Annotated in this window: 27 protein-coding genes and 1 tRNA gene; 10 read left to right on the top strand and 18 right to left on the bottom strand. The window is 71.1% G+C overall.

Features of this window, described 5'->3' with window-relative positions; all coding sequences use genetic code 11:
* Positions 1-9: 9 nt before the first annotated feature.
* The 3 genes from ACQCO7_RS06470 to ACQCO7_RS06460 form a co-directional block, all read right to left on the bottom strand.
* Positions 10-1,035 (bottom strand): 6-phosphofructokinase, encoded by a 1,026-nt coding sequence (locus ACQCO7_RS06470; protein ID WP_464070919.1) that lies wholly within the window; start codon positions 1,033-1,035, stop codon positions 10-12.
* Positions 1,036-1,225: 190 nt separating this feature from the next.
* Positions 1,226-1,954: a type 1 glutamine amidotransferase gene (locus ACQCO7_RS06465; protein ID WP_409116946.1), complete on the bottom strand. Its 729-nt coding sequence runs from the start codon at positions 1,952-1,954 to the stop codon at positions 1,226-1,228.
* Between the two features lie 13 nt (positions 1,955-1,967).
* Positions 1,968-3,206: a MurT ligase domain-containing protein gene (locus ACQCO7_RS06460; protein WP_409116947.1), complete on the bottom strand. Its 1,239-nt coding sequence runs from the start codon at positions 3,204-3,206 to the stop codon at positions 1,968-1,970.
* A 155-nt stretch (positions 3,207-3,361) separates the two neighbouring features.
* Here ACQCO7_RS06460 and def point away from each other — a divergent pair, with 155 nt between their 5' ends.
* Complete coding sequence (gene def, locus ACQCO7_RS06455) at positions 3,362-3,907, top strand: peptide deformylase (protein WP_464070918.1); 546 nt, start codon at positions 3,362-3,364, stop codon at positions 3,905-3,907.
* An 88-nt stretch (positions 3,908-3,995) separates the two neighbouring features.
* On the opposite strand, the gene ACQCO7_RS06450 is transcribed toward def, so the two are convergent.
* The gene (locus tag ACQCO7_RS06450) at positions 3,996-4,616 is read right to left on the bottom strand and encodes a TetR/AcrR family transcriptional regulator (RefSeq protein WP_416972924.1); all 621 of its coding nucleotides are present in this window, start codon (positions 4,614-4,616) and stop codon (positions 3,996-3,998) included.
* A gap of 136 nt (positions 4,617-4,752) precedes the next feature.
* Here ACQCO7_RS06450 and ACQCO7_RS06445 point away from each other — a divergent pair, with 136 nt between their 5' ends.
* Positions 4,753-5,979 (top strand): acyl-CoA dehydrogenase family protein, encoded by a 1,227-nt coding sequence (locus tag ACQCO7_RS06445; protein WP_464070917.1) that lies wholly within the window; start codon positions 4,753-4,755, stop codon positions 5,977-5,979.
* On the opposite strand, the gene ACQCO7_RS06440 is transcribed toward ACQCO7_RS06445, so the two are convergent.
* The 6 genes from ACQCO7_RS06440 to ACQCO7_RS06415 all read right to left on the bottom strand — a co-directional run bounded on the left by ACQCO7_RS06440 (position 5,976) and on the right by ACQCO7_RS06415 (position 11,307).
* Complete coding sequence (locus ACQCO7_RS06440) at positions 5,976-6,497, bottom strand: cupin domain-containing protein (protein WP_464070916.1); 522 nt, start codon at positions 6,495-6,497, stop codon at positions 5,976-5,978. The genes ACQCO7_RS06445 and ACQCO7_RS06440 overlap by 4 nt on opposite strands.
* On the bottom strand, positions 6,494-7,699 hold the full coding sequence (locus ACQCO7_RS06435; protein WP_464070915.1) for a cytochrome P450: 1,206 nt from the start codon (positions 7,697-7,699) through the stop codon (positions 6,494-6,496). Before ACQCO7_RS06435 ends, ACQCO7_RS06440 begins: the two co-directional genes overlap by 4 nt.
* Positions 7,696-8,745 carry a type III polyketide synthase gene (locus ACQCO7_RS06430; protein ID WP_464070914.1) on the bottom strand — a complete coding sequence of 350 codons (1,050 nt, stop codon included), beginning with the start codon at positions 8,743-8,745 and terminating at the stop codon, positions 7,696-7,698. Before ACQCO7_RS06430 ends, ACQCO7_RS06435 begins: the two co-directional genes overlap by 4 nt.
* 216 nt (positions 8,746-8,961) lie before the next feature.
* Entirely contained in the window at positions 8,962-9,198 is a 237-nt protein-coding gene (locus tag ACQCO7_RS06425; RefSeq protein ID WP_063786263.1) for a DUF6213 family protein, read from the bottom strand.
* Between the two features lie 103 nt (positions 9,199-9,301).
* Entirely contained in the window at positions 9,302-9,778 is a 477-nt protein-coding gene (locus tag ACQCO7_RS06420) for an NUDIX hydrolase (RefSeq protein ID WP_464070913.1), read from the bottom strand.
* Positions 9,775-11,307, bottom strand: coding sequence for an ATP-dependent DNA ligase (locus ACQCO7_RS06415; protein WP_464070912.1), 1,533 nt, complete (start codon positions 11,305-11,307; stop codon positions 9,775-9,777). Before ACQCO7_RS06415 ends, ACQCO7_RS06420 begins: the two co-directional genes overlap by 4 nt.
* 88 nt (positions 11,308-11,395) lie before the next feature.
* Here ACQCO7_RS06415 and ACQCO7_RS06410 point away from each other — a divergent pair, with 88 nt between their 5' ends.
* From ACQCO7_RS06410 to ACQCO7_RS06385, 6 genes are all read left to right on the top strand, one after another.
* Positions 11,396-11,971 carry a helix-turn-helix domain-containing protein gene (locus tag ACQCO7_RS06410; protein ID WP_464070911.1) on the top strand — a complete coding sequence of 192 codons (576 nt, stop codon included), beginning with the start codon at positions 11,396-11,398 and terminating at the stop codon, positions 11,969-11,971.
* Between the two features lie 103 nt (positions 11,972-12,074).
* Entirely contained in the window at positions 12,075-13,034 is a 960-nt protein-coding gene (locus ACQCO7_RS06405; RefSeq protein ID WP_464070910.1) for an NADPH:quinone oxidoreductase family protein, read from the top strand.
* Complete coding sequence (locus ACQCO7_RS06400) at positions 13,031-14,212, top strand: acyl-CoA dehydrogenase family protein (RefSeq protein WP_464070909.1); 1,182 nt, start codon at positions 13,031-13,033, stop codon at positions 14,210-14,212. Before ACQCO7_RS06405 ends, ACQCO7_RS06400 begins: the two co-directional genes overlap by 4 nt.
* Positions 14,209-15,282: an acyl-CoA dehydrogenase family protein gene (locus tag ACQCO7_RS06395; protein ID WP_464070908.1), complete on the top strand. Its 1,074-nt coding sequence runs from the start codon at positions 14,209-14,211 to the stop codon at positions 15,280-15,282. Before ACQCO7_RS06400 ends, ACQCO7_RS06395 begins: the two co-directional genes overlap by 4 nt.
* A gap of 168 nt (positions 15,283-15,450) precedes the next feature.
* A complete protein-coding gene (locus ACQCO7_RS06390; RefSeq protein WP_464070907.1) occupies positions 15,451-16,317 on the top strand; it encodes a phosphatidylinositol-specific phospholipase C/glycerophosphodiester phosphodiesterase family protein in 867 nt (288 codons plus the stop codon).
* 101 nt (positions 16,318-16,418) lie between these two features.
* Positions 16,419-16,613 (top strand): hypothetical protein, encoded by a 195-nt coding sequence (locus ACQCO7_RS06385; protein WP_409116960.1) that lies wholly within the window; start codon positions 16,419-16,421, stop codon positions 16,611-16,613.
* 10 nt (positions 16,614-16,623) lie between these two features.
* On the opposite strand, the gene ACQCO7_RS06380 is transcribed toward ACQCO7_RS06385, so the two are convergent.
* From ACQCO7_RS06380 to ACQCO7_RS06365, 4 genes are all read right to left on the bottom strand, one after another.
* Positions 16,624-17,262: a dihydrofolate reductase family protein gene (locus ACQCO7_RS06380; RefSeq protein ID WP_464070906.1), complete on the bottom strand. Its 639-nt coding sequence runs from the start codon at positions 17,260-17,262 to the stop codon at positions 16,624-16,626.
* Positions 17,263-17,341: 79 nt separating this feature from the next.
* Entirely contained in the window at positions 17,342-18,520 is a 1,179-nt protein-coding gene (locus ACQCO7_RS06375) for a phosphodiester glycosidase family protein (protein ID WP_464070905.1), read from the bottom strand.
* A 114-nt stretch (positions 18,521-18,634) separates the two neighbouring features.
* Positions 18,635-19,552 carry an NUDIX domain-containing protein gene (locus ACQCO7_RS06370; protein WP_464070904.1) on the bottom strand — a complete coding sequence of 306 codons (918 nt, stop codon included), beginning with the start codon at positions 19,550-19,552 and terminating at the stop codon, positions 18,635-18,637.
* The gene (locus ACQCO7_RS06365; protein ID WP_464070903.1) at positions 19,549-19,998 is read right to left on the bottom strand and encodes a carboxymuconolactone decarboxylase family protein; all 450 of its coding nucleotides are present in this window, start codon (positions 19,996-19,998) and stop codon (positions 19,549-19,551) included. The genes ACQCO7_RS06370 and ACQCO7_RS06365 overlap by 4 nt, the downstream gene beginning before the upstream one ends.
* A 94-nt stretch (positions 19,999-20,092) precedes the next feature.
* On the opposite strand from ACQCO7_RS06365, the gene ACQCO7_RS06360 reads away from it, so the two are divergent.
* Positions 20,093-20,162, top strand: a tRNA-Arg gene (locus ACQCO7_RS06360).
* A gap of 52 nt (positions 20,163-20,214) precedes the next feature.
* Here the strand turns inward: ACQCO7_RS06360 and ACQCO7_RS06355 are convergent.
* The 4 genes from ACQCO7_RS06355 to ACQCO7_RS06340 all read right to left on the bottom strand — a co-directional run bounded on the left by ACQCO7_RS06355 (position 20,215) and on the right by ACQCO7_RS06340 (position 25,194).
* Positions 20,215-21,789, bottom strand: coding sequence for a class I adenylate-forming enzyme family protein (locus tag ACQCO7_RS06355; RefSeq protein ID WP_464070902.1), 1,575 nt, complete (start codon positions 21,787-21,789; stop codon positions 20,215-20,217).
* Positions 21,789-22,661: an arylamine N-acetyltransferase family protein gene (locus ACQCO7_RS06350; protein ID WP_464070901.1), complete on the bottom strand. Its 873-nt coding sequence runs from the start codon at positions 22,659-22,661 to the stop codon at positions 21,789-21,791. The genes ACQCO7_RS06355 and ACQCO7_RS06350 overlap by 1 nt, the downstream gene beginning before the upstream one ends.
* Positions 22,662-22,716: 55 nt before the next feature.
* On the bottom strand, positions 22,717-23,751 hold the full coding sequence (locus ACQCO7_RS06345) for an IS701 family transposase (RefSeq protein ID WP_464070900.1): 1,035 nt from the start codon (positions 23,749-23,751) through the stop codon (positions 22,717-22,719).
* A gap of 219 nt (positions 23,752-23,970) precedes the next feature.
* Entirely contained in the window at positions 23,971-25,194 is a 1,224-nt protein-coding gene (locus ACQCO7_RS06340; protein ID WP_464070899.1) for an MFS transporter, read from the bottom strand.
* A 151-nt stretch (positions 25,195-25,345) separates the two neighbouring features.
* Between ACQCO7_RS06340 and ACQCO7_RS06335 the strand changes: the two genes are divergently transcribed.
* On the top strand, positions 25,346-26,038 hold the full coding sequence (locus ACQCO7_RS06335) for a TetR/AcrR family transcriptional regulator (RefSeq protein WP_464070898.1): 693 nt from the start codon (positions 25,346-25,348) through the stop codon (positions 26,036-26,038).
* Positions 26,039-26,040: the final 2 nt, after the last annotated feature.

The following is a 26,040-nucleotide window of genomic DNA, read 5'->3' as shown; positions in this document are numbered from 1 at the left end:
GCACCTACCTCAGAGCACGCACTCCGCTTCCTCGTACCGGTCCTGCGGCACCGTCTTCAGTGTCTCCACCGCCTTTGCCAGCGGCACCATCTCGATGTCCGTCCCCCGCAGCGCGGTCATCGTGCCGAACTCCCCGCGGTGGACGGCCTCGACGGCGTGCCAGCCGAAGCGTGTCGCCAGGACGCGGTCGTACGCGGTCGGCGTACCGCCCCGCTGGACGTGCCCGAGGATGACCGGCCGCGCCTCCTTGCCGAGCCGCGACTCCAGCTCCATGGACAGCTGCCGCGCGATCCCCGCGAACCGCTCGTGGCCGTAGATGTCCTTGTCGCCCTCGTCGAAGGTCATGGTCCCGGCCTTCGGCTTGGCCCCCTCCGCGGCGACGACGATCGCGAACCGCTTGCCCGCCTCGAACCGCGCGCCGACCCGCCGGGTCAGCTCGTCGATGTCGAAGGGCCGCTCGGGGACGACGACCGCGTGCGCGCCGGCCGCCATCCCGGAGTGCAGCGCTATCCACCCGGTGTGCCGCCCCATGACCTCGACGACGAGGACACGCTGATGCGACTCGGCGGTGGTCTTGAGCCGGTCGAGCGCCTCGGTCGCGACGCCCACGGCCGTGTCGAAGCCGAACGTGACGTCCGTGACGGCGATGTCGTTGTCGATGGTCTTCGGTACGCCGACGACGGGCAGCCCGGCGTCGGACATGAGCCGCGCCGCCTTGAGGGTGCCCTCACCGCCGATGGGGATGATCGCGTCGAGGCCGAGCTCCTCGACGTGCCCCTTGGCCCGCTCGACACCGTCGCGCAGATGGGAGGGCTGGACCCGGGAGGAGCCGAGGATCGTGCCGCCGCGCGCGAGGATGCCCGCGACCGCGTCGAGGTCGAGCTTGAGGTAGTCGCACTCCAGGAGGCCCTTCCAGCCGTCCCGGAAGCCGATGACCTCGTCGCCGTGGTCGACGACGGCACGGTGCACGACGGACCGGATGACGGCGTTCAGGCCGGGGCAGTCGCCGCCGGACGTGAGGACACCAATGCGCATAGCGCAACAACCTTCTTCACGTGGGCCGGGGACCGGACCACGTCGTCCGGCTCGATTCCCCGCCACCCTAGCGTCAGGAAGGGGTCGATCCGAAGGGTGCGTCCGTCTGCTGGACGCACCCGCTCACCTGCGCGGGGGCACCGTCAGACGGGCTGTTGACGGTGCCCCGAAAAACAGGTGAACACACAGGTCAGGCAGGCTGCTGGGCCGAGGCGATCCGCTCGCCCCGCAGCGCCTCGTACCACCGGTCGTCGCACGGCGGCAGCGCGTTCACATCGAGTGCGAGTTTCAGCAACAGGTCACCGATGAGCGGGTTGCGCGCGAGGACGGGACCGTGCATGTACGTCCCGAACACGGTGTCGTTGTACGCGCCCTCCGTGCCGTCGCCCGTGCCGTTGCCCTTGCCCATCTGGACGCGGGCGAACGGCCGCGCCGTCGGCCCGAGATGCGTGACGCCCTGGTGGTTCTCGAACCCGGTGAGCTGCGGCAGCCCGAGCCGGGGGTCGATGTCCGCGAGGACGTCACCGACACACCGCTCGCCCTCGCCGCGCACCGTCGTCACGTCGAGCAGCCCGAGCCCCGGCTGGCGCTGGCCCTGGTCGTTGACGAACTCGTGGCCCAGGATCTGGTACCCGGCGCACACCGCGAACACGATCGCCCCGTTGTTCACCGCCTGGTACAGGTGCCCGTCCCGGATCAGCCGCTCCGCCGCGAGCCGCTGCGGACGGTCCTCGCCGCCGCCGATCAGGTAGATGTCGCCGGACGTCGGGATCGGCTGGTCGCTGCGGACGTCGAGCCGCGCCACGTCCAGACCGCGCTGCCGCGCCCGCCGCTCGACGACCAGGACGTTGCCCTGGTCGCCGTACGTGCTCAGCAGGTCCGGGTAGACCCAGACGACCCGCAGTTGGTTGTCGCTCACTGGCTGAATCCCCTCAGTTGCCGACGCGGCGGCGCAGATCCTGGAACGCGGTGTAGTTGGCGATGACCTCGATCCGGCCCGGCGGGCACGCCGCCACCGCCTGGTCGGCCGAGTCGAACACCTGGAAGTGCTGGTTCGCCACTTCGAGCCGGACGGCGAGGTCGAGCTTGCGGTCGCCGATGACACAGATCGGGTGCCCGGTCAGCCGCGTGTAGTCGACGTCCCACAGCCAGGACGTGTCGGTGCCGTCCGCGCCGCGCGCGTTCACCGACAGGATCACCGGCGCCGGTGCGGGATCGATCAGGCTGAACGTCTCCAGCCAGCCCGCCGGGTTCTTCGCCAGCAGCAGCCGCAGGTCCCGGCCCAGGAACTGGACGACGTCGTAGCGTCCGGCGACCGCCTGCACCTGGTACATGCGTTCCAGGGCGACCTGCGGCGGCACCCCGAACACGGCGGCGACGGCGGCCGAGGACGCGGCGTTGGCCTTGTTCGCGCGGCCGGGGAGCTGGAGGTGGATCGGCCAGGCGGAGCCGTGCGGGTCGATGACGTGGTCACCGGACAGCGCCCAACTCGGCTGCGGGCGGCGGAAACCGCACTCCGCGCAGTACCAGTCGTCGCCGGGCCACTGGAGCACGCCACCGCAGGACGGGCAGGACCAGGCGTCGTCCTTCCACATCTGACCCGCCGCGACCCAGATCACGTTGTGCGAGGAGGACGCGGCCCACACCACCAGCGGGTCGTCCGCGTTGGCGACGACGACCGCCTTCGAACCGCTCAGCCCCTCGCGCCACGCCTCCGCCATCATGCGGGTCTCGGCGGCGCGGTCGAGCTGGTCACGGGAGAGGTTCAGCAGCGCGATGCACTTCGGGTCGGTGTCCCGCGCGACCCCGGCGAGGTACTTCTCGTCGACCTCGATCACGCCGTACCGCGCTTCCGAACCGCCCGCGAGCGCCGAGGTGATGCCGGCCGGCATGTTCGCGCCCAGCGCGTTCGACACGACGGGGCCCGCCGCGCGCAGCGCCTCCGCGATCAGCCGGGTCGTGGTGGTCTTGCCGTTGGTGGCCGAGACGAGGACGACGTCCAGGTTCTGGGCGAGCCGGGCGAGGAGGTCGGGATCGAGTTTCAGGGCGACCTTGCCGCCGATGACCGAACCGCTGCCACGGCCCGCGGCCCGCGATGCCGCGGCGACCGCCTTGCCCGCGGTCACGGCGATCTTGGCCCGCGGCGTGAGCGGGTCCGAGTTGCCTGCCATCAGTCCTCGATCCTCCTTCGTACGCGCCGCGCCTCTGCCTGACGACAACGTGGTGTGTGGCCAGCCTATCGAGATCCATTCGCACTCCCGAATCCCGCCACCGTCTCACGGCCGTTAGACATGCGCGTGTCACAAAGGACCGTACCCTTACGGCCATGCCACACCGCTCCATCCCGGGCACACGCGGCCGAGTCCGCCCGATCACTTTGCACGGCACCCAGTCCCTCCACACGCCCTGCGCGGAGGTTTCGGCCTTCACCCCCGAACTGGCGTCCCTCGTGGAGGACATGTTCGCGACGATGTACGCGGCCCAGGGGGTGGGCCTCGCGGCCAATCAACTGGGCGAGCCGCTACGGGTTTTCGTGTACGACTGCCCCGACGACGAGGAGATCCGCCACGTCGGCCACATCGTCAACCCCCGCGTGATCAGCACCGACGGGGTGGTGCTCCGGGGCCCGGAGGGCTGCCTGTCCCTGCCGGGCCTGGAGGCAGGGACGGAGCGCTACGACGAAACGGTGATCGAGGGCTGCACGGTGACGGGGGAGCAGATCAGGGTGGAGGGCACGGGCTTCTTCGCGAGATGCCTCCAGCATGAGATGGACCACTTGGAGGGAACGACGTATGCGGAGAAGGTGGAAGGCTGGCGTCGAAAGAGACTGATGAGGCAAGTGACGCGAGCCTCTTGGAACGCGCGGAACTAGTCGCTTTCAGGGGCGCGGGGCTGTATCGAATGTGCGGCTGCCGCCGCGTGGGCGCGACAAGCCACGAAGCACCCGCAGTCCGAAACGCTCAGAAACCAGGCCCCCCGATCCGATCCCCAGCAGCCGCCAGCCTCCCCCACAACAGGTCCGCCAGAATCCGCACCAACTCGGCCCGCTCACAAGGCCGTTCCCCCAGCCACCAGTCCCCGGCCGCATGCATCATCCCGACAATCCCGTGCCCCCACACCCGAGCCACTTGCTGCCCACCAGGCCCCAGATCGAGCCGCTCCTCAATCACCTGAGCCAACTCCTCCCCCATCCGCTTCAGCAGAGGAGCAGAGTGCCGCCCGACATCACCCTCCGCCGGGTGCATCAGGAACCGGTACACCTGAGGCCGCGCCTCGATCGCCGCGAGGTACGTATCGAGGGTCGCCTCGACCCGCTCACGCCGCTCCGCCGGTGCGTCCAGCGCGGCCCGCAGCGAAGCCAGCAGCGCATCCGTGTGCCGCATGGCGAGAGCCGCGTACAACCCACCCTTGTCCCCGAAGTGCCGGTACAGGATCGGCTTCGTGATGCCCGCCTCCGCGGCGATCGCGTTCATCGAAGCCTGCGGCCCGTCCCGCAGCACCACCCGGTCCGCCGCCTCCAGCAGCTCACGCCGACGACGGTCAGCAGACCTCTGCTGGTCGGTCCGCTGTGTGGTGTCCATTTCGCTCCCCTGTGGTGTTTCGGTCCCGCCTGCGCAAACTAACACCTGCGTCCGGAGTTGACTTTTCCTACTCGCGAGTAACACACTAGCGTTACCGCTAGTAACACGCATTGTGCACCGCCGCGCTGGAGGAGTCATGGCCGAGTTCACCATGGAACTCAACGACGAGCAGAAAGAGGTCCGGGACTGGCTCCACGGCTTCGCCGCCGACGTCATCCGCCCCGCCGCCGCGGAGTGGGACGAGCGCGAGGAGACCCCCTGGCCGGTGATCCAGGAAGCCGCCAAGGTCGGCATCTACTCCCTGGACTTCTACGCCCAGCAGTACTTCGACCCCACCGGCCTCGGCATCCCGATGGCCATGGAGGAGCTCTTCTGGGGTGACGCCGGAATCGCCCTGTCCATCGTCGGCACCGGCCTCGCCGCCGTCGGCGTCCTCGCGAACGGCACCGAGGAACAGATCGGCACCTGGATCCCCCAGATGTACGGCGATGCCAATGACGTGAAGGTCGCCGCGTTCTGCTCCTCCGAGCCCGACGCCGGGTCCGACGTCGCCTCCATGCGCACGCGTGCCGTGTACGACGAGGCCAAGGACGAGTGGGTGCTCAACGGTACGAAGACCTGGGCGACCAACGGCGGCATCGCCAACGTCCACGTCGTCGTCGCCGTCGTCGACCCCGACCTCGGCTCCAAGGGCCACGCGTCCTTCATCGTCCCGCCCGGCACGGAAGGGCTCTCCCAGGGCCAGAAGTTCAAGAAGCACGGCATCCGCGCCTCCCACACCGCCGAGGTCGTCCTCGACAACGTCCGCGTCCCCGGCTCCTGCCTCCTCGGCGGCAAGGAGAAGCTGGACCAGAGGATCGCCCGCGCGCACGAGAAGGCGAAGAGCGGCGGCGAACGTGTGAAGAACGCGGCGATGGCCACGTTCGAGGCGTCCCGGCCCGCCGTCGGCGCCATGGCCGTCGGTACGGCACGTGCCGCGTACGAGGTCGCGCTCGACTACGCCAAGACCCGCGAGCAGTTCGGCCGTCCCATCATCGACAACCAGGGCGTCGCCTTCCAGCTCGCGGAGATGCGTACGCAGATCGACGCGGCCCGGCTGCTGGTCTGGCGTGCCTCGTGGATGGCCATCAACGGGAAGCCGTTCACGGCCGCCGAGGGGTCGATGTCGAAGCTGTTCGCCAGCGAGACGGCCAAGACGGTCACGGGGCAGGCGATCCAGATACTCGGGGGGAACGGGTACACGCGGGAGTACCCGGTGGAGCGGATGCACCGGGACGCCGCGATCTACACGATCTTCGAGGGGACGAGCGAGATCCAGAAGCTGGTGATCGCGAGGACCCTCTCCGGAATGACCATCCGCTAACGGTGTTTCAGAGGCGTGAGCTGCTCGATGTCATAGCGCCGTCGTAGCTCCTCGATCGCCTCGTGGTCCGGCGGACCCCCGCTCCCCAGAATCTCCAGCAGCTCCTCGAAGTACCGCTCGTGATCTGGGGGCGGCGACGCCTGGAAGAACATCTTCGCCGGGGTGTCCGTCGGGTTCGCGAACGCGTGGGGGCAGCCCGGGGGCACGACGATGACCGTGCCCGGTGCCGCCCGTACCACCCTGCCCCCCGAACTCGACTCCCAGCGCTGCCAGTTGTCCGGCGTGCGGATGAGCGGCTCGAAGGCCAGGACGTCCAACTCGCCCTCCAGGACGTAGAACAGCTCCTCGCTGCGCGTGTGGACGTGCGCGCCCACGTCGAACCCCGGCGGCACCTCCACCTCGAACGTGGACGCCATCCGCGAGTGCTCCCCGGTCACCTTGAACGTCACCCGCTGGGCCGGGGTCTGGACGACTCGCCCGTGCCCCGGCGGTACGAGGAGCCCCTCGGCGGCCGTCACCAGGTCACCGGCAGCGACTCGGGGCCACGGATCAACGCGCCCTTCCGGAAAGGGACCTGGTCGGCGGGAACCGCCAACTTCAGCCCCGGCAGCCGGTCCAGGAGCGCGTCCACCAGCAACTCCTCCTCCATGCGCGCCAGCATGTTGCCAGGACAGAAGTGCGGGCCGAACCCGAAGGCGACGTGCGGGTTGGGCGAGCGGGAGAAGTCGATCTCGTCCGGCGCGGGGAAGACCGCCGGGTCCCGGTTCGCGGCGAGGTACGACACGTACACCGCGTCCCCCGCCCGGATGCGGACCCCCCTGATCTCGACGTCCTCGGTCGCGATGCGGGACAGGCCGACGGCGTTGCGGTGGGGGATCCAGCGCAGCAACTCGTCGATGGCGCGCGGCCGGATCGCCGGGTCGGCGCGCAGCCGTGCCACCAACTCCGGCCGGGACAGCAGGAGATGGAACAGCTGGCCGCTGTTGTTCGTGACGGCCTCGCCGCCGATCTGGAGGAGGACGGCGAGCCCGACGGCCTCGTCGAGGGTGACCTCCCTGCGCCCCACGGCCGTACCGAGGAGCGAGGCGACGTCCTCGCCGGTGGAGCCCTCGCGCAGGGCGATCAGGTCGGCGAAGTACGCGCCCATCTCGGCCTTGGCCCGCTCGCTGACCTCGCGGCCGTGCGTGGAGGACAGGATGAGCTGGGTCCAGGTGTGCATGACGTGCCGGTCGGCGGCGGGGACGCCCATCAGCTCGCAGATCACGGCGATGGGGAACGGCATGAGGACGGCGCCGGTGAGATCGGCGGGCGGGCCCTCGGCGAGCAGCGCGTCGACCATCTCGGCCAGCATCGCCCGGGAGCTGTCCCGGACGCGCTCGACGCCCTTCGTGGTGAACGCGGCGGCCACCGAGCGCCGGATACGCGTGTGGTCCGGCGGATCGAGGAAGCCGACCGCGCCGCGCTCGGGGATGAAGTGCGGGGCGAGCCGGGTGACCGGCCGGTCCATGACGGCCTCGCGGCTGAAGCGCGGATCACTGACCGCGAACCGTACGTCGTCCATGCGCGTCACCAGCCACGCCCAGCCCTCGCCGTTCGGGAGCTGGATCCGGGTGACCGGGCCCTCGGCCATCAACTCCCGCAGTACGGGGTCGAATTCGGTGCCCTGGAGATCCAGCGCGGGCCACTGCCGTACCGCCTGGGTCAGCGTCTCCTCGGTCATGCGCGGCTCCAGCGTCCGAGCGCCATCTCGGCGGTGATCCCGGGACCGAACCCGGCGAGCAGGCCGCGCGCGCGGTCGGGGGCGCCGCCCTCGTCGAACAGGCGGCGCAGCGCGTCCAGGACCACGGCGCTCGCGATGTTGCCGTACTCGGTGAGGGTGGCGCGGCTGAAGCGGAAGGCCTGCGGGTCGACCTGGAGGAACTTGCTCAGGTCGTCCAGGATGCGGGGGCCTCCGGCGTGGACGATGTAGAAGTCCAGGTCGGCCGCGTCCCAGCCGTGCGTGCCGGCCAGCTCCTGGAGGGCCGGGGCGAGAGGTTCCATCGTCGCCGGGACCCGCTTGTCCAGCAGGAAGTGGAAGCCGGTCGCCCGGACGTCGTACATGATCCACTCCTCGGTCTTCGGGATCAGGTACGAGCCGTTGCGCTCCAGCGTGATGCCCTCGCCGCCCCGGCCGCGCATGACGGCCGCCGCGATGCCGTCGCCGAACAGGCCGTTGGACAGCAGGGAGCCGATCGCGAGGTCCGTCGGCTGGTAGCACAGCGAGCAGAACTCGCAGGCCACGATCAGGGCGTTGGCCTGCGGATACGCCGTGCAGAAGTCGTGCGCCCGGTTGATCGCCGCGCCGCCCGCCGCGCAACCGAGCTGCGCTATCGGTATCTGGCGGGTGGAGGGGTCGAAGTCCATCTCGTTGATCAGCCACGCCGTCAGCGAGGGCATCATGAACCCCGTGCACGACACGTACAGGATCACGTCGATGTCCGACGTCAGCAGCTCCGCGTCGTCCAGCGCCCGCTGCACCACCGCCGGCACCCGCGCCTTCGCCTCCGCGACGTAGACCCGGTTGCGCTCCTCGAACCCCGGGTGCTTCAGCGTCTCCTCGATCGGCTGCACGATGTGCCGCTTCCTGACCCCCGTGTTCTCGATCAGCCTTAGCGCCAACGGCAGTTGAGGATGATCCGCGTGCCGCTCCCGCGCCAGCTCCAGCGTCTCCTCCATCGTGATCACATACTCCGGCACCGACACCGAGGGCCTGCACAAAGTAGCCATGACCGGATCCTGCTTTCGCCAGGGGATGCTCCCCTCACGATCACTCGGGGCCCAGGCGATCTCGCGCGGAGCTACTCCATTCCAGCGACACGGGCCTGATGGGCAGGCATGGTGCCGGTGCCCTTTGGAGGGGCGGCGAGCTGCTGTCTTTTAAGGGGCGCGGGGAACTGCGCGACAAGCCACGACGAACCCGCACCCGGCCAAGCACAGCAACCCCTACGACGACCGCCCGCTACTGTGCGCAATGCACGCCACATCGATCCGGTCGGCCAGCTTCGCCAGCTCGATCGTCAGATCGGCCACAGTCTCCTCGTCCCACCCCGACTCCCCGCCCTCGACAAGGTGCAGCCACCTCCCGCCCAGCGTGCGCAGCAACTTGCTCACGTCGGCCGCCGCCACCTGTAGATCCCCCCGGTCGTCGACGATCAGAGGCAGAGTCACTTCCCGGTTCACGCCCCGATCGTAACCGCGCAACCGTCACACACCGTGCCAAACGGTCGTGATGTTGCAGAACTCCCGGATCCCGTGCCCAGACAGCTCACGCCCGTCGCGATGGTCATGGTCGGCCTCCTTCGGGGGACGGGCGCTCCGCCAGCCGGTCGAGAAACGCGGCCTGTGCCGGTACGACGAGGCCGCGCGCCTCTTCGAGCCCGTACCAGGCGACCCGGTCCAGCTCGGGGAACTCCTGGACACGCCCCGACCTGGGCGGCCACTCCATCCGGAACGTCCCCGGTGCGAACGCCGCCAGGCCGAGGTCCGCCTCGACCGCCCACACGGTGACGAGCTTCCCGCCCGCCTGCCGGACCTCACCGAGCGCGATGGCCTCCCCCTCGGGCGGCTCAAGCCCCAGCTCCTCCCGGAACTCCCGCCGCGCCGCGTCCCAGGGCGCTTCGTCGTCGCCGTACTCCCCCTTCGGCACCGTCCACGCCCCCGCGTCCTTCCGCGCGAACAGCGGCCCGCCCATGTGCCCGAGCAGCACCTCCGTACGGCCGTCCCGGCGCCGGAACAGCAGCAGGCCCGCGCTGCGCTTCACGGCCGTACCTCCGGGTGCGCGGCGAGCACGGTCGCCACGGTGTCCGCGTCCTCGGGGCGTTTGTCCTCGCGGTAGCGGACGACGCGGGCGAACCGCAGGGTGACTCCGGCCGGGTAGCGGGAGGAGCGTTGCAGGCCGTCGTAGGCGATCTCGACGACGAGTTCGGGCCGTACGGTGACGGTCCAGCCGTCGTCCGCGACGGCCAGGGCGCCGAGGTGTTCGGTCTGCCAGGTCAGCATGGCGTCGGTCATCCCCTTGAAGGTCTTGCCGAGCATCGCGTAGCCGCCGTCGGCCGTGCGGGCGCCCAGGTGGAGGTTGGAGAGCTTGCCGGTGCGGCGGCCGTGGCCGCGCTCCACGGCGAGGACCACGAGGTCGAGGCTGTGGACGGGCTTGACCTTGAGCCAGGAGGTGCCTCGGCGGCCCGCGCTGTAGGGGGAGTCGAGGGCTTTGAGGACGACGCCCTCGTGGCCTCTGGCCAGGGTTTCCGCGAGGAAGGCCGCGGCGGGTGCCGGGTCGCTCACGAGTGCGCGGCGTACACGCATCGGCTCCGGCACCAGGCGGGCGAGTTCCGCGTGGCGGTCCGCGCAGGGGAGGTCCAGGAGGTCGCGGCCGTCCACGGAGAGGGCGTCGAAGAAGACGGGGGAGAGGGGGGTGGTCGCGGCGGCCTTCGTGACGTCCACTCGGGAGCCGACTCGTCCGGCGGTCTCCTGGAAGGGGAGGGGGCGGTTCGTCTGCGGGTCCAGGGCGAGGATCTCGCCGTCCAGGATGAAGGCGGTGCTCTTCAACCGGCGGGCGATGTCCGTGAGTTCGGGGACGCGGTCGGTGATGTCGTCGAGGGTGCGGGTGTAGACGTGGATCTCGGAGGCGTCGCGGTGGAGCTGGACGCGGATGCCGTCGAGTTTCTCCTCGATCGCGCACGGGCCCAGTTTCGTGAGGGCTTCCTCGGGCGACGTCGCGGTGTGGGCCAGCATGGGGAACACCGGTCTGCCTACGGTGAGTCGGAACTCGGCGAGGGCTGTCGGTCCTTGTGCGAGCAGTGCTTGGGCCACCGGTTGCAGGGAGCCTGCGAGCATGACCGCTCGGCGAACGTCCGCCGGGTCCGCCCGAGTTGCCTGGGCCAGGGCTTCCACGGCGATCGCGTCCAGGGCTCCTTGGCGGACCTCGCCGCTCAACAGGCCCCGGAGGAAGCGCTGTTCGTCGTCCGTGGCCTTCCGCATCAACTCCGCTAGCAGGCGGGCCCGTTCGGCCTGGGAGCCGGTTCCCGCGACCTTGCCGAGGGCGGTGAGGCGGGCGTCCGTCTCGGCGACGCTGAGCGTCGGGGCCGGGGCCGGGGGCGTCGTACGGCTGAGGAGTTTCCAGCCGACGCCGAGTCTGTCCTGGGGGAGGCGGCCCGCCAGGTAGGGGATCACGACGGGGACGTCCGCCGGGGCCGTCTCGCGGAAGAGGTCCGCGAGCAGGGCCGTCTTGCGGGAGCGCGCCGAGGTCTCGGCCACCTCCCGGGAGACCTCGGCCAGCCGGGCTAGGAGCATGGGGCCATCGTCCTACGGGGGTGGCCCCCGCACATCCTGGGAGTGTGCGGGGTTGACAAACCGTATTGCCGAAAATGCAATGCGCGGTATGACTACGGACGAAGTTCTTGCCGAGGTGGGGCCACGGTTGCGGCGTATCCGCAAGGAGCGGCAGGTGACGTTGGCGGGGTTGTCCGAGGCGACGGGGATTTCCGTCAGTACGTTGTCCCGGCTGGAGTCGGGGTTGCGGAAGCCGTCGCTGGAGCTGTTGCTGCCGATCGCCCAGGCGCATCAGGTGGCGCTCGACGAGTTGGTGGGGGCGCCGAAGGTGGGGGATCCGCGGGTCAGGTCCGAGCCGCTCGTACGGCACGGGCGGACCTTCTGGCCGTTGACCCGGCAGCCCGGGGGGCTTCAGGCGTACAAGGTGCTGGTGCCGCAGAGCGACGAGCGGCCCGAGCCGCGCCGACATGAGGGGTACGAGTGGCTGTACGTGCTGTCGGGGCGGTTGCGGGTGGTGCTGGGGGAGCACGATGTCGTGCTGACGGCTGGGCAGGCGGCGGAGTGCGACACGCGAGTGCCGCACTGGTTCGGGTCCACGGGGGAGGGGGCGGTGGAGTTCCTGAGTCTGTTCGGGCCGCAGGGGGAGCGGATGCATGTGCGGGCGAAGCCCAAGGGGAGGGGGTGAGCGGTTGGTCGGCGGATCGGCTTAGGGTTCCCTCCGTGCAAGCGACCGCTTAGTATGCGAAGCGACCTCGGTCAGACGACGTAGTCCCCCGTGGAGGCACCACATGCAGGCATGGCAAGTGCACGAGAACGGCGAGCCCAGTGAGGTGATGCGGCTTGCCGAGGTGGAGCGGCCGACGCCCCGGGACGGCCAGGTCCTGCTGAAGGTGCGTGCCGCCAGTATCAACTTTCCCGATGTGCTGATGGCCCGGGGGCTGTATCAGGTCAAGCCGCCGTTCCCCTTCACGCCCGGTGTCGAGCTGTGCGGGGAGACCGAGGACGGGCGGCGGGTCATCGGGAACCCCGTGCTGCCGTTCGGGGCGCTTGCCGAGTACGCCGTCGCCGAGCCCGCCGCGCTGTTCCCCGCGCCCGAGTCGCTGGACGACGCCGAGGCCGCCGCGCTGCACATCGGGTACCAGACCGGGTGGTTCGGGCTGCACCGGCGGGCCCGCCTTGAGGCCGGGGAGACGCTCCTCGTGCATGCCGCCGCCGGTGGGGTCGGGAGTGCGGCCGTGCAGCTCGGGAAGGCGGCCGGGGCGCGGGTCATCGGCGTGGTCGGAGGGCCCGAGAAGGCCGCTGTGGCGCGGGAGTTGGGCTGTGACGTCGTCATCGACCGGCGTGCGGACGACGTGGTCGGCGCGGTGAAGGAGGCGACCGGCGGGCGGGGTGCCGATGTGATCTACGACCCCGTCGGCGGGGAGGCGTACCAGCAGTCCACCAAGGTCGTCGCGTTCGAGGGGCGGATCGTGGTCGTCGGGTTCGCCAGCGGCTCCATCCCGAGCCCCTCGCTGAACCACGCGCTGGTGAAGAACTACTCGCTGCTCGGCCTGCACTGGGGCCTGTACGCCACCAAGAACCCGAAGCTGATCCAGCACTGCCACGAGCAGCTCACCGAACTCGCCGCGCGGGGCGCGATCAAGCCGCTGGTGAGCGAGCGCGTCCCGCTGGCCGGCGCCGCCGGTGTCGTGCAGAAGCTGGCCGACGGGGTCACCACGGGCCGCGTCGTCGTGGAGGTCTCCGCATGACCGACGCGACCGAACTCAAGCGCCTGGTCGGGGAGTTGCTCACGGCGTACCCGCCCGCGAGCACCGACCGGCTCGACTTCCTGCGCGCCCGCTTCGACGCCGGGCTCGCCTGGGTCCACTACCCCGTCGGTCTTGGCGGGCTGGACGCGCCGCGTGCTCTCCAGGCCGCCGTGGACGCCGAGTTGGCGGCGGCGGGGGCGCCCGACAACGACGCCCGGCGCAACGGCATCGGACTCGGCATGGCCGCGCCGACCATCCTCAAGTACGGGACCCCCGAGCAACACCGGCGATTCCTGCGGCCGTTGTGGACCGGCGAGGAGGTCTGGTGCCAGCTCTTCAGCGAACCCGGCGCCGGGTCCGACCTCGCGGCCCTCGGGACACGTGCCGTACGCGAAGGTGACGGCTGGATCGTCAACGGGCAGAAGGTGTGGACCTCCGGTGCGCACAACGCCCGGTGGGCCATCCTCATCGCCCGCACCGACCCGGCCGTGCCCAAGCACGCGGGGATCACGTACTTCCTGTGCGACATGACCGACCCCGGCGTCGACGTGCGCCCGCTGCGGCAGATCACCGGTGAGGCCGAGTTCAACGAGGTGTTCCTCACCGACGTCCGCATCCCCGACGCCCACCGGCTCGGCGAGATCGGCGACGGCTGGCGGGTCGCGCAGACCACGCTGAACAACGAGCGCGTCGCCATCGGCGGGATGCGGCTGCCGCGCGAGGGCGGGATGATCGGGCCGGTCGCGAAGACCTGGCGCGAGCGCCCCGAGCTGCGGACCCACGAACTCCACCAGCGGCTCCTGAAGCTGTGGGTCGAGTCCGAGGTCTCCCGGCTCACCGCCGACCGGCTGCGCCAGCAGCTCTCCGCCGGGCAGCCCGGACCCGAGGGCGCCGGGATGAAGCTCGCGTTCGCCCGGCTCAACCAGGAGATCAGCGGCCTGGAGGTCGAACTCCTTGGCCCCGAGGGCCTGTTGTACGACGACTGGACGATGCGCCGCCCCGAACTCGTCGACTTCACCGGACGCGAGGCCGGCTACCGCTACCTGCGCGCCAAGGGCAACAGCATCGAGGGCGGGACCACCGAGATCCTGCTGAACATCGTCGCCGAACGCGTCCTGGGCCTGCCCGCCGAGCCGCGCACCGACAAGGACGTCGCCTGGAAGGACCTGGCCCGATGAGCGACCTGCTGTACTCGGAGGAGGAAGAGGCCCTGCGGTCCGCCGTACGGGACCTGCTCACCGACCACTGCGACCCGGCCGGGGTCATCACGCGCACCGAGTCCGACGCGCCGCACGACCTCGCCCTGTGGAAGCTGCTCGCCGGGGACATGGGCCTCGCCGGACTCCTCGTCCCCGAGGAGTGGGGCGGCCAGGGTGCCACGCACCGCGAAGTCGCCGTCGTCCTGGAGGAGTTGGGCCGCGCCGTCGCTCCCGTGCCCTACCTGTCCAGCGCGGTCGTCGCCACCGAGGCGCTCCTGGAGTGCGGTGACGCCGAGCTGTTGGAGCGGCTCGCGTCGGGGCGTGCCGTGGGGGCCCTCGCGGTCGGCCTGCACCGTGCGCCGGGCACCGCGTTCTCCGTCGTACGCCTCGAAAGCGGCCGTCTGCACGGCCAGTTGACCGGGATCGCGGACGCTGCCGCCGCCGATGTGCTGCTGGTTCCGGCGGAGGACGGCGGGCTGTACGCCGTCGAGGCCGCCGACGCGACGGTCACCCCGCAGTCGTCCCTGGACCTGACCCGGCCGCTGGCCACGGTCACGCTCGACGGCGCTGCCGGGCGGCGCCTCGGTGACTCCGGGCCCGCCGTGCGCCGTGCGCTGCGGTCGGCCGCCGGGCTGCTGGCCTCCGAGCAACTCGGCCTCGCCGACTGGGCGTTGACCGAGACGGTCCGCTATCTCAAGGACCGCAAGCAGTTCAACCGGCCCGTCGGCGGGTTCCAGGCGCTCAAGCACCGGCTCGCGCAGGTGTGGCTGGAGGTCGTCAACCTCCGTGCCGCCGCCCGCAGTTCGGCCGACGCGCTGTCCACCGGCGAGGACGTCGAGGTGGCCGTCGCGGTCGCCCAGGCGTACGCCTCGCCCGTCGCCGTACGCGCCGTCGAAGAGGCGCTGCAACTCCACGCGGGCATCGGGATGACCTGGGAGCACCCGACCCACCTCTACCTGAAGCGGGCCAAGGCCGACTCCATCGCGTACGGGACGGCCGGCGCGCACCGGACGACTCTCGCCGCACTCGTCGACCTCCAGGCGCCGTAGGTTCCCGTCCGGTGAAGCCCGTCCCACCTGGGGCGGGCTTTTCCGTCGCCCGCGTCCACCTCGGTGAACGCGTGGCGGCGGTCCGGCCAACTCCTGTGCCGCTGCCTCCTCTTGAGGTGTCCACGCCCGCATACTCGCGGGGGACCCCCACGAGACAGGGAGCAGCGCATGGCCCTCACCACCCGTCGCAGAGCCCTCGGCGCGTTCGGCGCCGCCCTCGCGAGCACCGTCGCCCTGCCCGGCGTCAGCGCGCTCGCCGCCGAGCGGCACCCCGGTCGCCGGGAGCCGCTGTGGCGCGCGCACGCCCACAACGACTACGAGCACCCCCGGCCCCTCTTCGACGCGCTCGACCACCGGTTCGGGAGCGTCGAGGCGGACATCTTCCTCGTCGGCGATCAGTTGCTGATCGGCCATGAGGTGAGCGACCTCGACCCCACCCGGACGCTCGAATCCCTTTACCTGGAGCCCCTCGCCGCTCGCGTGCGCGCCAACCACGGGTCTGTGTACCGGGGTTGGCGAAAGCCGATCCAGCTCCTCATCGACATCAAGACCGAGGGGTCCTCGACGTACCTGGAGCTGGACCGCCATCTCCGGCGCTACCCCGGGCTGTTCACCACGTACGCGCACGGCCGGGTCCGCGAGGGGGCCGTCACCGCCGTCATCTCCGGTGACCGTGCCGCACGTGGGCCCCTGGAGGCGCAGACCTACCGCCGCGCCTTCTACGACGGCCGCCTCGCCGACCTCGGTACCGCCGCGCCCGCCTCCCTCATCCCCCTCGTCAGCGACAACTGGACCCTCAACTTCACCTGGCTCGGCGTCGGTTCCTTCCCCGAGGCCGAGCGGCAGCGGCTGCGCGGGATCGTCTCCGCCGCGCACGAGCGGGGTCAGAAGGTCCGCTTCTGGGCCACGCCGGACATCGCCGGGCCCGCCCGGGACGCCCTCTGGGCCGAGCTTCTCGCCGCCGGCGTCGACTACTTCAACACCGACGACCTCGCCGGGCTCGAAACCTTCCTCGACACCCACAAGGCCGCGTAACCACCCGTTCGAGGGACAGGTCACTCCGCCGGGTCGCCCCTCCACTACGTCACACTTGCCGCCGAACGCCGCGAAAGCGGACGTAGTGGAGGAGGTTGGCGTTGGCCGTGTCCATTTCCCTGGTCGTACTGCTGCTGATCCTGGTGGTGGTGTTCGTCCGGAACGGGGGACTGAAGATGTCGCACGTGGTCACGTGCCTGTTGCTGGGGTTCTTCCTGGCGGGGACGAGGATCGCGCCGACGATTCACAGCGGACTGACGGCGACGGCGGATCTGGTGGCGGGGATCCGGCCCTGAATCCCGCGCGTCAGCGGCGGACCAGTACCGCGTGCGTGACCGCCGGTGAGCCGACCAGTTCGGACACCCGGTAGCCGTCGATCCCGTCGCCCAGGTTGTCGAGCAGCCGCTCCCCGCGTCCGATGAGCATCGGCGCGATGGCCAGGTGGAGTTCGTCGATCAGCCTGGCCCGCAGGTACCGCTGGATGACCGCCGCGCCACCGCCGATCCGGACGTCCTTGCCGCGCGCGGCGTCGAACGCGCGCCGCAACACCGTCTCCAGCGGCTCGTCGGTGAAGTGGAAGGTCGTTCCGCCGGTCATCTCCAGCGGCGGGCGCACGTGGTGGGTGTGTACGAAGACGTCGTGGTGGTAGGGCGGGTTGTCGCCCCACCAGCCCCGCCAGGACTCGTCCGCCCACGGCCCGCGCTGCGGCCCGAACATGTTCCGCCCCATGATCGTGGCGCCGATGTTCTGATCGCCGCGGGTGAAGTGGTCGACGTCGATTCCGGTCCTGCCCGCGGCGGCGTCCTGCGCCGCCGAGACGAACCACCTGTGCAGATCGTCACCCCAGCCGACACCGTCGCCGAACGGGGCGTCGAGTCGCTGGTTCGCGCCGGCCATGAAGCCGTCGAGGGAGATCGTGACGTTGTGTACGCGGACCTTGGGCATGGCCTTCGCCTCTCGTGTCGATGCCTTCTCTCACCCCTACGTCGAACAGAGCCCGCCCGGATCGACATCCCCGCTACCCTTATCCGCGTTCGAAGACGCCCACGCCGTTGGGCACGGGGCGCTCCGCCCCGCCCGACGGGTGGTTGAGGACCGCTGCTCCGCTCTGCCCGGCCTGCCTCAGCACCAGCGTCGTCGAACCTCCCCCGTCCAGGCTGAAGCCCTCCGTCGCCCCCAACTTCCGCAACGCGTCCGCCAGTTCCGCCACCGTCAAGCCCCTGCGGTACGCCGTTCCCCCGTCCAGGGCGAAGAGGTGTACGTGTCGGCCGTCCCCCGAGACGCCGATCGCCGTGCGGACGGCGGACGTTCTGTCGTCCAGGCCCGGGAGAGGCCGGCCGCCGGTCAGGACCGGGTAGCCGCCCACCGCGAAACGGAACGCGGGATGCTCGACCTCGTAGGGGTAACGCACCGACAGGTACTGCCCCTTGACCAGCGCGCGAAGCTGCCGTGCCCCCTTCTCCCGGCCCAACAGGACAGTGGTCCCCGTGGAGATGGACCCGGCGCCGGGGGTCGGCGAGCCCGAGACGACCCGGTCGCCGCGCACCGTCACCTCGTACGTGTCGGTCGTACAGGGCGCGGCCCTGTCCAGGTCCGTGCCACAAGTCGCCCTGGTGCGCGGGGTGTCGCCCCACCGTGAGGTGTACGCGCCGACCGAGTTCTCCGGCAGCGCGTACTGGTTGAGGCCCGAGACGGGCAGGCCCGTGTTCGTCGTCGCCGTGAACGGCAGCGTGCCCAGGCGGGCGCGGCCGGCGTCGTCGACGCCGATGACGTCACGCGTGTTCGTGGCCGACGGAGGCGTGGGGCCGAAGCGCTGGCCGTCCGGGACCGCGCCCTTCAGGAACTCGCCGTCCGCCACCGCCGGTCCGACGCTCGCACCGGTCGCCGGGACGCCCGGGTGCTGGCTCTCGGTGATGTTGAAGAAGTCGCCGTTGACCCCCGCCAACGCGCCCTGGGAATCGGCCAGTCGGGAGACCGGCGCCCGGCCCGCCACGACCCCCGGGTACAACAGGCCCAGCCGGACATGGGAGTTGGTGAGGTCGACGCTCAGGACATGCGCGTGCGCCGTCCCCGCCGCGCCCCGGATGTCGTACTGACGGTACGTCACCCCCGGTGCCACCGCCGCGTCGGCCGGTGGCGCGCCCACGAGCGCCGCGCCCGCCACCGTCGCGCACACCGTCAGGAAAGTGGTCAGTCGTCCCACTTGTCGCCTCCCTGCTCGTCCGTCGCCGAAATGCTCTTACGGCGACGGGCCACGGACCAGGAAATACGAGGTCAACCCACGAGAACGGGTGAGAGGAGGACAGGTGTACGAGGGCTATCCGGCGTAGGGCGTGAAGTGGGCCGGCGTGTGGTCGATCGGCAGCTCGGGGCGCCAGGCCGTCAGGGACTGCGCGCTGCACACGAACAGCGACGGCGGCAGCCGGTCCAGGGGATACCAGCGCCAGTCCCCGACCCGCTCCCCGGGCTGATCGGCGGGCTCACCCCGCCAGGCGCCCACCACGGCACCGACGGTCATCCGGACGACCCCGTCCACGTCGTCCAGCAGCGTCCCGAGCAGCCGTACGTCCCCCGCGTCCGCCTCGACGCTGGTCTCCTCCCTCAACTCCCGTACGACCGTGGCCTCCAGCGACTCGCCGGGCTCCGCCGTACCGCCGGGCAGCTCCCAGGTCCCGCGCTGATGCCGGCCCAGGAGGAGGCCCTGGGGGCCGTGCAGGATCGCGCCGACACCGATCGCGGCGTGCGGGACGGGAGGGAGGTCCGTACGGGGGCGGGAGCCGGTCCGCAGGGGGCGGTGGGCGCGGAGGACACGGTGCGAGCCGACCGTCTCGACGTGGTCCACGGCCAGCCCGTGATCGCTCAACAGCCGCTCCCACGAAGCCGTTTCGGGCACCGGGAAGCACAGGATCGCGCCGGGCGCGAGAGCCGTGGCGAGTGCGGGCAACAGCCGCTGGGGATCGACGTACGGCAGCGGGTCCGCCGCGTACACGACGTCGTACGCCGCCAGTTCGCGCCGTAGGTGCTCGACGGGGTCCGCCTCGATCAGCCGCAGGCCCGGCAGGTGTCCGTACCGTGCGCGGGCCTGTTCGATCCGGTCGGCCGAGGCGTCGACGGCGTCGACCTGCGCGCCGTACGTCTCGACCAGGTGTGCGGCGTCGCGGGCCGTGCCGCAGCCGAGGGCCAGGACGCGGCGGCCCGTGAGGTCCCCGAGCCAGGTCCGGTCGAGGGCGGTCAACGGACCGGGTGCTTGCTCATGATCGACACCCGGTTGAAGGCGTTGATCGTGATCGCCGCCCAGATCACCGCCGACACCTGCTCGTCGGTGAACACCTCGCGGGCCTCGGCGTACGCGGCTTCCTGCGCGTCCGCGTCCGTCGTGCGGGTCGTCACCTCGGCGAGGGCCAGGGCCGCGCGCTCCTCGGGGGTGAAGAGCGCGGTGTCCCGCCAGGCCGCGAGGACGCCGAGGCGGCGCGGGGTGTCGCCCTCGCGCAGGGCCGCCTTCGTGTGGACGTCCAGGCAGAAGGCGCAGCCGTTGAGCTGGGAGACCCGGAGGTTGACCAGTTCGACGAGCGTGCGGGGCAGACCGGCTTCGGCGGCCGTCGCCCGTACGGCCTCCGAGGTCTGGACGAGGGCGTGGTAGGCATTCGGGCTCTGTTTGTCGATGTAGATCCGTCGCGTCACGGTGAGATCCAATCACGGGCCGGTCGCGACCACCCCTTTCCCTGGCCTATGATTGATCTTGCGGCCAGCGCCCCAACTCGGGGAAACGGCTGATGCGTTGGTGGTCCAAGGAAAGACGTCCCGCTTCCTGCGGGGAGATGCAGGTGCAAGGCCTGCCCGGCGCTCGGAGACGAAGCCCGCCCCACACCTGTGGGGCGGGCTTCGCGCGTTGAAGGGTCACGCCGGTTCGAGGCGCTCCCGCAGCCGCCGCGCCAGCTCCAGCCGCTGCACCTTCATCGTCGCCGTCCGGGGCAGTTCGGCGAGCGGGATCTGCACCGGCGTGGAGAGCTGCGGGAAGTCCCGCACCGCCCGCCGCCAACGGGCGTGGTCCAGCGGGACGTTGTTCTTCGTGCACACCACCGGTACGGGGTCGCCCGCGGGGCCGGCGACCAGTACCAGCTCGATCAGCTCGTCGAGCCGGCCCAGGACCGCGTCCTCGATCTCAAGGGTCGAGTCGACGTTCTCGATGACGTCGACGGCCCGGTCCAGGACGTGCACCCGCCCCCACCGGTCCCGGTACCCGACGTCACCGGTACGCCACCAAGGCCCGTCGCACTCCTGCCGGTAGCGCTCGTCCTCGGCGTAGTACGTGATCGCCCGGCCGTCGCTCATCACCTCGATGAACCCCGGCGTCTTCTTCGACGGCCGCTGCCCGTCGCGCGGCACGACCCGGACGTGGGTCATGCCGGGCAGCGGATAGCCGAGGCAACGCCCGTTCGCCGTCAGGGCGTTCTTGCGGGTGTACCAGCGCGCGACGAGCGGGCCGCACTCGCTCTGCCCGTAGAACTGGAAGAAGATCGGGCCGCGGCGCAGGGACGCGGAGAGCAGTTTGTGGATCGTGGGCGGGTGGATCGCGTCGAACGTCCCGCTGTAGTACTTGACGTTGGACAGCGGGCGCAGCGGGTGTTCGACCAACTCCTCCCACTCCACGAAGGTGTTGGGGTGCGTCTCGACGATCCCCGGCCGCGTGCGGGCCAGCAGCGGCGCGACCCGCTCCGGCTCGCTGTCGTCGATGACGACGATCGGCATACCGTGCTCCAGCATCACCGCCAGCGCCATGTACATGCGCGAGTGCACGAACGACACGTGCACGGCGTACGTCTCCCGGCGGCGGATCAGCGCGACCAGCTGCTCCTGCGGGCGGTAGCGGCCACGCAGCGACAGGGCCGTGTGCACGACCAGTTTCGGTACGCCGGTCGTGCCGGACGTGTGCGTCATCAGCGCGGGCTGGTCCCCGTCGAGCCGGACCGGCGTACGGCGCGGGGAGCCGGCCAGCGAGTCCAGGGAGACCGTGCCGGGGCGGTCGCCGCGCGGGACGATCACCCGGCACGCGGACTCGGCGAGCGGGAGGTCTGCCAGTTCGTCGCTCAACTTGGCTTCGTCGGTGAGGAGATTGGGGCGCTCCAGACGGTCCAGGAGTGCCCGGACCGTCGCGCCGTCCAGCGCCGGGGACAGCAGGACCGGGACCGCGCCGAGCCGGGACGCCGCGCAGGCGAGGAGGTAGATGTCGAAGTTGTGCGTCTTGTACAGGGCGAGGTGCTCGCCCGCCCGGACGCCCGCCGCCCACAGCCGCGCGGCCAGGTCGTCGACGAGGTCCGCGAGCGAGGCGAACGTCAGCTCGCGGCCCGCCTGAGGGACGGAGTCGATGTCGTGGTCCAGGGTGACCGGCACGCCCGGGTTGCGGGCCGCGGCCTCCTCCGGGATCAGGCCGAGCCTCAGCGGCTTCTTGCTGGCGGGCAGGTGGAGCGCCATCATCCCTCCTGGGGGCTTGCGAAAGTGGTGGACAGCCGCTGCGTCAGCAGCCGTGCGTCAGGGTCGGTCAGCCGGATCGCGAAGGTCTCGCGCAGGGCGCGGATCACCTCGGCGCCGGTCAACTCGCGTTCTTCGGTGCGGCCGTCGGCGTACCGGGTCGTCAACCGGCTGTTCATCAGGGTCTGTCGGCTGTGCGCGTCGCCGCGCATCGCGACGAGCTTCCCCGTGAACGTGGAGCGCGGGTGGGTGGCCGTGTAGTGGTTGGAGACGTCGAAGTCGACCGCGTGGTGGTGCTCCAGGCGGAACGCGTACAGGTCGAACCAGCCGTCGTCGTGCAGGGACTGGAGCACCCAGTCCGCTTCGCCCTCGCGCACCAGGCGCCAGGCGAAGCCGCCCTCGGCGTGTGTCGCGCCGTCCACGAAGGGGAGCGGGGCGAGGAGGCCCTCGGCGCCGAAGCCGACGTCCGCGAGGTGTGCCTCGCCGTCGATGTCCACGAGGAGCGTGGTGTGGGCGCGGTAGCGGATCAGCTTCCTGCCCTGGCGGACCCGGGCCAGGAGGCGGGTCACCGGGACGCCGGTCGCTTCCAGGGCCGCGGCGAACAGGAGGTTGTGCTCGAAGCAGTAGCCGCCCCGGCCCGCCGTCACCAACTTCCGCTGGATGTCCGGGAGTTCGAGAGAGACGCCGCGCTCCAGGGCGACGTCCACGTTCTCGAACGCGATCGCCGCTCTGTGCGCGCGGTGCAGCGACTCCGGCGTCGTGGGGGTCGCCGGGTGGCCTACGCGGTCCAGATAGGCGTCGAGATCCAGCAGGTGCCCGCCCCACTGCGGGTCCCTCGGCGGTGACGGGGTGAGTACGGTGCGGTCCGTGGCCATGCGCCGGATCCTGGAGGGGGGTCCGGCGCCGGGCAACGCGGCCGAAAGCAGTTCGTCAGGTCCCGGACGGGGGGAGCGCGGCGACCGCGCAGGCCACCGAGGCGAGGGTCAGATGACGGTGCCAGCCGGTCAGTGAGCGGCCGGCGAAGTCCCGCAGTCCCGTCTGCCTCGCCCTGGTCACCGCCGTGCGGGCCACCCGGTCCGTGTGCTTCGTCAGACGCAGCAGGACCGGGGCGGGGAGGCGCATGTTCGTCACCCAGAAGTGGGCGGGGGGCTTGCGGGGGTCCGTCCATTCGCCCAGCAGAAGTGCCGGTCTGCGGGCCGGAGTCGTCACCGGGACCGCTGCGGCCAGGGAGACGGACGGGGCGGGGGTGCCGTCGTGCCATTCCACCGGGCGGCGCAGGGCTGTCACCGCCGCGAGCGTCTCCCTCGCCGAGCGCGTGCCGGCGCCGTAGCCCGGTAGCGCCGGGTCCGCCATCCGCAGGGGAGCGGCGGGTTGGGTGCGGGCGATCGTCGGGAGTTCCGCCAGGGGGAGGCGGGTGAGGGCTGTGGGGGTGTCCACGTCTCCTACGTCCAGTACTACGGGGCGTCGAGGGGTGGGGGTGGATCTGGTCGCTTCCAGGACCGCCGCCGTTATCGCGTCCTCGTACGTCTCGTCGGGCACGGTGTCGTCGTCCGGGAAGTGCAGGCGCCAGGCCACCGGGGTGACCACCTTCGGGGCCACGAACCAGACGCCGAACGACTGCCGGGACCGGGGGGTTCTGCCGGGGCGTTCGCCGTTTCTCGGCAGGGGCATCGGCTGGACGACCCAGGCGGAGAGGGGGTTCGTCGCCGCGAGCCACTCGACGAGGGCGGCTCGTACGGGGCGCCAGTCCCAGGTGGAGCCGGTGACCAGGTGGTGCAGGCGCTGCTCTGCCGCCGAGTCGCCGCCGGTGTGCTGGGCGATGCTGCGGAACGATTTCCTGCCGGGGGTCCTGAGGAGGCCCTGTACGTATTCCTCGGCGCGTTGGCGCTGGTCGCGGCGGGGGAGGGAGGCGAAGACGGTGGCGTACATGTCCCGGGCCACGTCTTCTTGGAGGAGCGTGCGCATGGGGGTCTCCTGGGGGCGCCTGAGGGGGTGGGGGGGATGAGGTTTGGGGGCGGGTGCGGGTCGTTTGTGGCTGGTCGCGCAGTTCCCCGCGCCCCTAAAAGATCGGGCTGGGCTGCGTGGTCCAGTGCGGGCCCAGCCGCCGATCGATACAGCCCCGCGCCGCTGAGGGGCAGGCAGTCGTCCGGCGTTCGACAAGGCACCGGTGACCCGCAGTCGCCTCTACGCCAGCAGTAACGCCACGATCGCCGGGCCGAAGCCCGCACCCAGCTGGTAGCACAGGGTGAACAGGCCCAGTGCCGTCGTGCGGAGCCGGTCCGGGGCTCCTCCCACCGCCACCACCGACAGCGTCGCCTGGCCCGATGCCGCCACGAAGACCGCGACTCCGCCCGCCGCCAGCATCAGCAGGGCCGGTGCTCCCGTCGCCACCGCGACCGGTGCCGCCACCCCTAGGGTCAGCAGGACCGTCAGGACCGTACGGCGGTTGAGGCGGTCGGCCGAGGCCGCCATGCCCCACGACAGGATCGAGCCCGTCAGGAGCGCGACCAGGACGCCCACGCCCACCGACGACGTCGTCCAGCCCTCGTTGTCCTCCAGGAGGCGGGGGACCGAGTAGAGGAGGGCGAAGTACGTGGTGGAGAGGGCGCAGACCACCGCGCAGGCCGTGAGGTAGACCGGCGAGCGGAGCAGGGCCGCGGGGACGAAGCCCTCCGGGCGGCGGCGTATCCAGGCGGACAGCGCGGCGATGAGGGCGAGCGCGCAGAGGACCGCCGGGAGCGGGAAGCGGCCGAGGAGGACGAGGGCGCAGATCAGGCCGCCGGTCAGGAGCGCGCCGGTGACGTCGAAGGGCGTGTGGCCCTCGGCGGGGCGGAACTCCGGGGCGCGGAGATAGACGTACGGCGCTGCCAGCAGCGTGATGGCCGACAGGGACAGCGCCGCGTGCCACGAGACGTGGTCGCTGAGGAGGGAACCGGAGAGCGGGCCGAGCGCACCGAGCATCCCGCTGCCCGCCGTGATGACGCCCATCCGGGCCGGCGTACCGGCGAGGGTGATCGCCGTGGTGATGAACCCGCCCCCGCCGAACGCCTGCGCGGCCCGGCCGACGAGGAGGCCGGGGAGGGAGTCGGAGAGCAGGACGGTCAGCGTCCCGGCGACGATCAGTACGGAGCTGACGAGGACGGCGGTCCGTATGCCCCGGTGCCGCAGGAGCGCCGCGGCCATCGGCGTACCGAGGGCCATCGCGAGCCCGAAGACGGTGGCGATCCAGGTCGCCGTGGACACGGATATCCCGATGCCGTCGGCGATGTCGGGCAGTGTCGTCGTCGCCGCGTTGGCGCTGAGCGCGGTCGGCGTGGCCATGAGGCCGAGGGCGAGGGCCGCGACCGGGTGCCGTTCGGGTGCCGGCGCGGGCGCCCGTACGGAGGCGCTCGGTGAGGAACGGGTCATGGATCGGTGGCCTCTCTGTGGGGACGTGACGCAGCAGCGATGACCCGCTGGCAGAGGGTGAACCACTGCGGCTAGAGTATGGATTACACCGATGACTGTAAACAATGCGACGATGGATGTAGGCCCAACGGCGTAGACCGGAACCGCACCGGTGCCGGGTTACGCTGCGGACCTGCTGACGATCGGAGGGACCGCCATGACGGTGGGGACGGCGACGACGGACACCCGTCGCGGCATGCCGGAGAAGCGGCGGGCGATCATGCGCGCGGCCCGCGCCGTGTTCGGCCGCGAGGGCTACACCCGCGCGGGCGTGGACACCATCGCCCTGGAGGCCGGCGTCTCCAACCGCACCATCTACAACCACTTCACCGACAAGGAACAGCTCTTCCAGACGGTCGCCCTGGAGGGCGCCGAGCAGGTCACCGCCGCCATCGCGGAGATCCTCGAACGCCACCTCCGCAAGATCGTCGACATCCGCGAGGACCTGATCGCCTTCGGCCTGGAGCGCGTCGCGGCCGTCACGGAGTTCCCCGACCACTTCGCCTTGGTCCGCACGATCGAGGCGGAGGCGTCCCGCATCCCCACCGACGTCCTGGAGGCGTGGCGGGACGTCGGCCCGCTGTCCGCGCACAAGCGCCTCGCCCCCTACCTGCGCCGGATCGGCGAACGCGGGCTGCTCGTCCTCGACGACCCCGAGCGCGCCGCCAACCACTTCAACCTGCTGACCATCACGGACGTCAACCAGCGCACGTTCTACGGCGCCCTGCCGCTGCCCGACGCGGAGGTCAACTCGATCGTGGTGGAGGGCGTGGACACGTTCCTGCGGCTGTACGGGACCGACTGACA

It is taken from the genome of Streptomyces saintjeani, assembly GCF_055409605.1.
The sequence above is the reverse complement of the archived record's forward strand: the minus strand, read 5'-3'. Positions and strand labels throughout refer to the sequence as shown.

Excerpts from the sequence above, each read along its gene's own strand:
- ACQCO7_RS06450 (WP_416972924.1), bottom strand. The coding sequence starts at position 4,616 with ATGGACACCACACAGCGGACCGACCAGCAGAGGTCTGCTGACCGTCGT.
- ACQCO7_RS06395 (WP_464070908.1), top strand. The coding sequence starts at position 14,209 with ATGAGCGACCTGCTGTACTCGGAGGAGGAAGAGGCCCTGCGGTCCGCC.
- ACQCO7_RS06390 (WP_464070907.1), top strand. The coding sequence starts at position 15,451 with ATGGCCCTCACCACCCGTCGCAGAGCCCTCGGCGCGTTCGGCGCCGCC.
- ACQCO7_RS06405 (WP_464070910.1), top strand. The coding sequence starts at position 12,075 with ATGCAGGCATGGCAAGTGCACGAGAACGGCGAGCCCAGTGAGGTGATG.
- ACQCO7_RS06460 (WP_409116947.1), bottom strand. The coding sequence starts at position 3,206 with ATGGCAGGCAACTCGGACCCGCTCACGCCGCGGGCCAAGATCGCCGTG.
- ACQCO7_RS06410 (WP_464070911.1), top strand. The coding sequence starts at position 11,396 with ATGACTACGGACGAAGTTCTTGCCGAGGTGGGGCCACGGTTGCGGCGT.
- ACQCO7_RS06435 (WP_464070915.1), bottom strand. The coding sequence starts at position 7,699 with ATGACCGAGGAGACGCTGACCCAGGCGGTACGGCAGTGGCCCGCGCTG.
- def (WP_464070918.1), top strand. The coding sequence starts at position 3,362 with ATGCCACACCGCTCCATCCCGGGCACACGCGGCCGAGTCCGCCCGATC.
- ACQCO7_RS06380 (WP_464070906.1), bottom strand. The coding sequence starts at position 17,262 with ATGCCCAAGGTCCGCGTACACAACGTCACGATCTCCCTCGACGGCTTC.
- ACQCO7_RS06400 (WP_464070909.1), top strand. The coding sequence starts at position 13,031 with ATGACCGACGCGACCGAACTCAAGCGCCTGGTCGGGGAGTTGCTCACG.
- ACQCO7_RS06445 (WP_464070917.1), top strand. The coding sequence starts at position 4,753 with ATGGCCGAGTTCACCATGGAACTCAACGACGAGCAGAAAGAGGTCCGG.
- ACQCO7_RS06470 (WP_464070919.1), bottom strand. The coding sequence starts at position 1,035 with ATGCGCATTGGTGTCCTCACGTCCGGCGGCGACTGCCCCGGCCTGAAC.
- ACQCO7_RS06415 (WP_464070912.1), bottom strand. The coding sequence starts at position 11,307 with ATGCTCCTAGCCCGGCTGGCCGAGGTCTCCCGGGAGGTGGCCGAGACC.
- ACQCO7_RS06350 (WP_464070901.1), bottom strand. The coding sequence starts at position 22,661 with ATGGCCACGGACCGCACCGTACTCACCCCGTCACCGCCGAGGGACCCG.
- ACQCO7_RS06345 (WP_464070900.1), bottom strand. The coding sequence starts at position 23,751 with ATGCGCACGCTCCTCCAAGAAGACGTGGCCCGGGACATGTACGCCACC.
- ACQCO7_RS06430 (WP_464070914.1), bottom strand. The coding sequence starts at position 8,745 with ATGGCTACTTTGTGCAGGCCCTCGGTGTCGGTGCCGGAGTATGTGATC.
- ACQCO7_RS06340 (WP_464070899.1), bottom strand. The coding sequence starts at position 25,194 with ATGACCCGTTCCTCACCGAGCGCCTCCGTACGGGCGCCCGCGCCGGCA.
- ACQCO7_RS06355 (WP_464070902.1), bottom strand. The coding sequence starts at position 21,789 with ATGGCGCTCCACCTGCCCGCCAGCAAGAAGCCGCTGAGGCTCGGCCTG.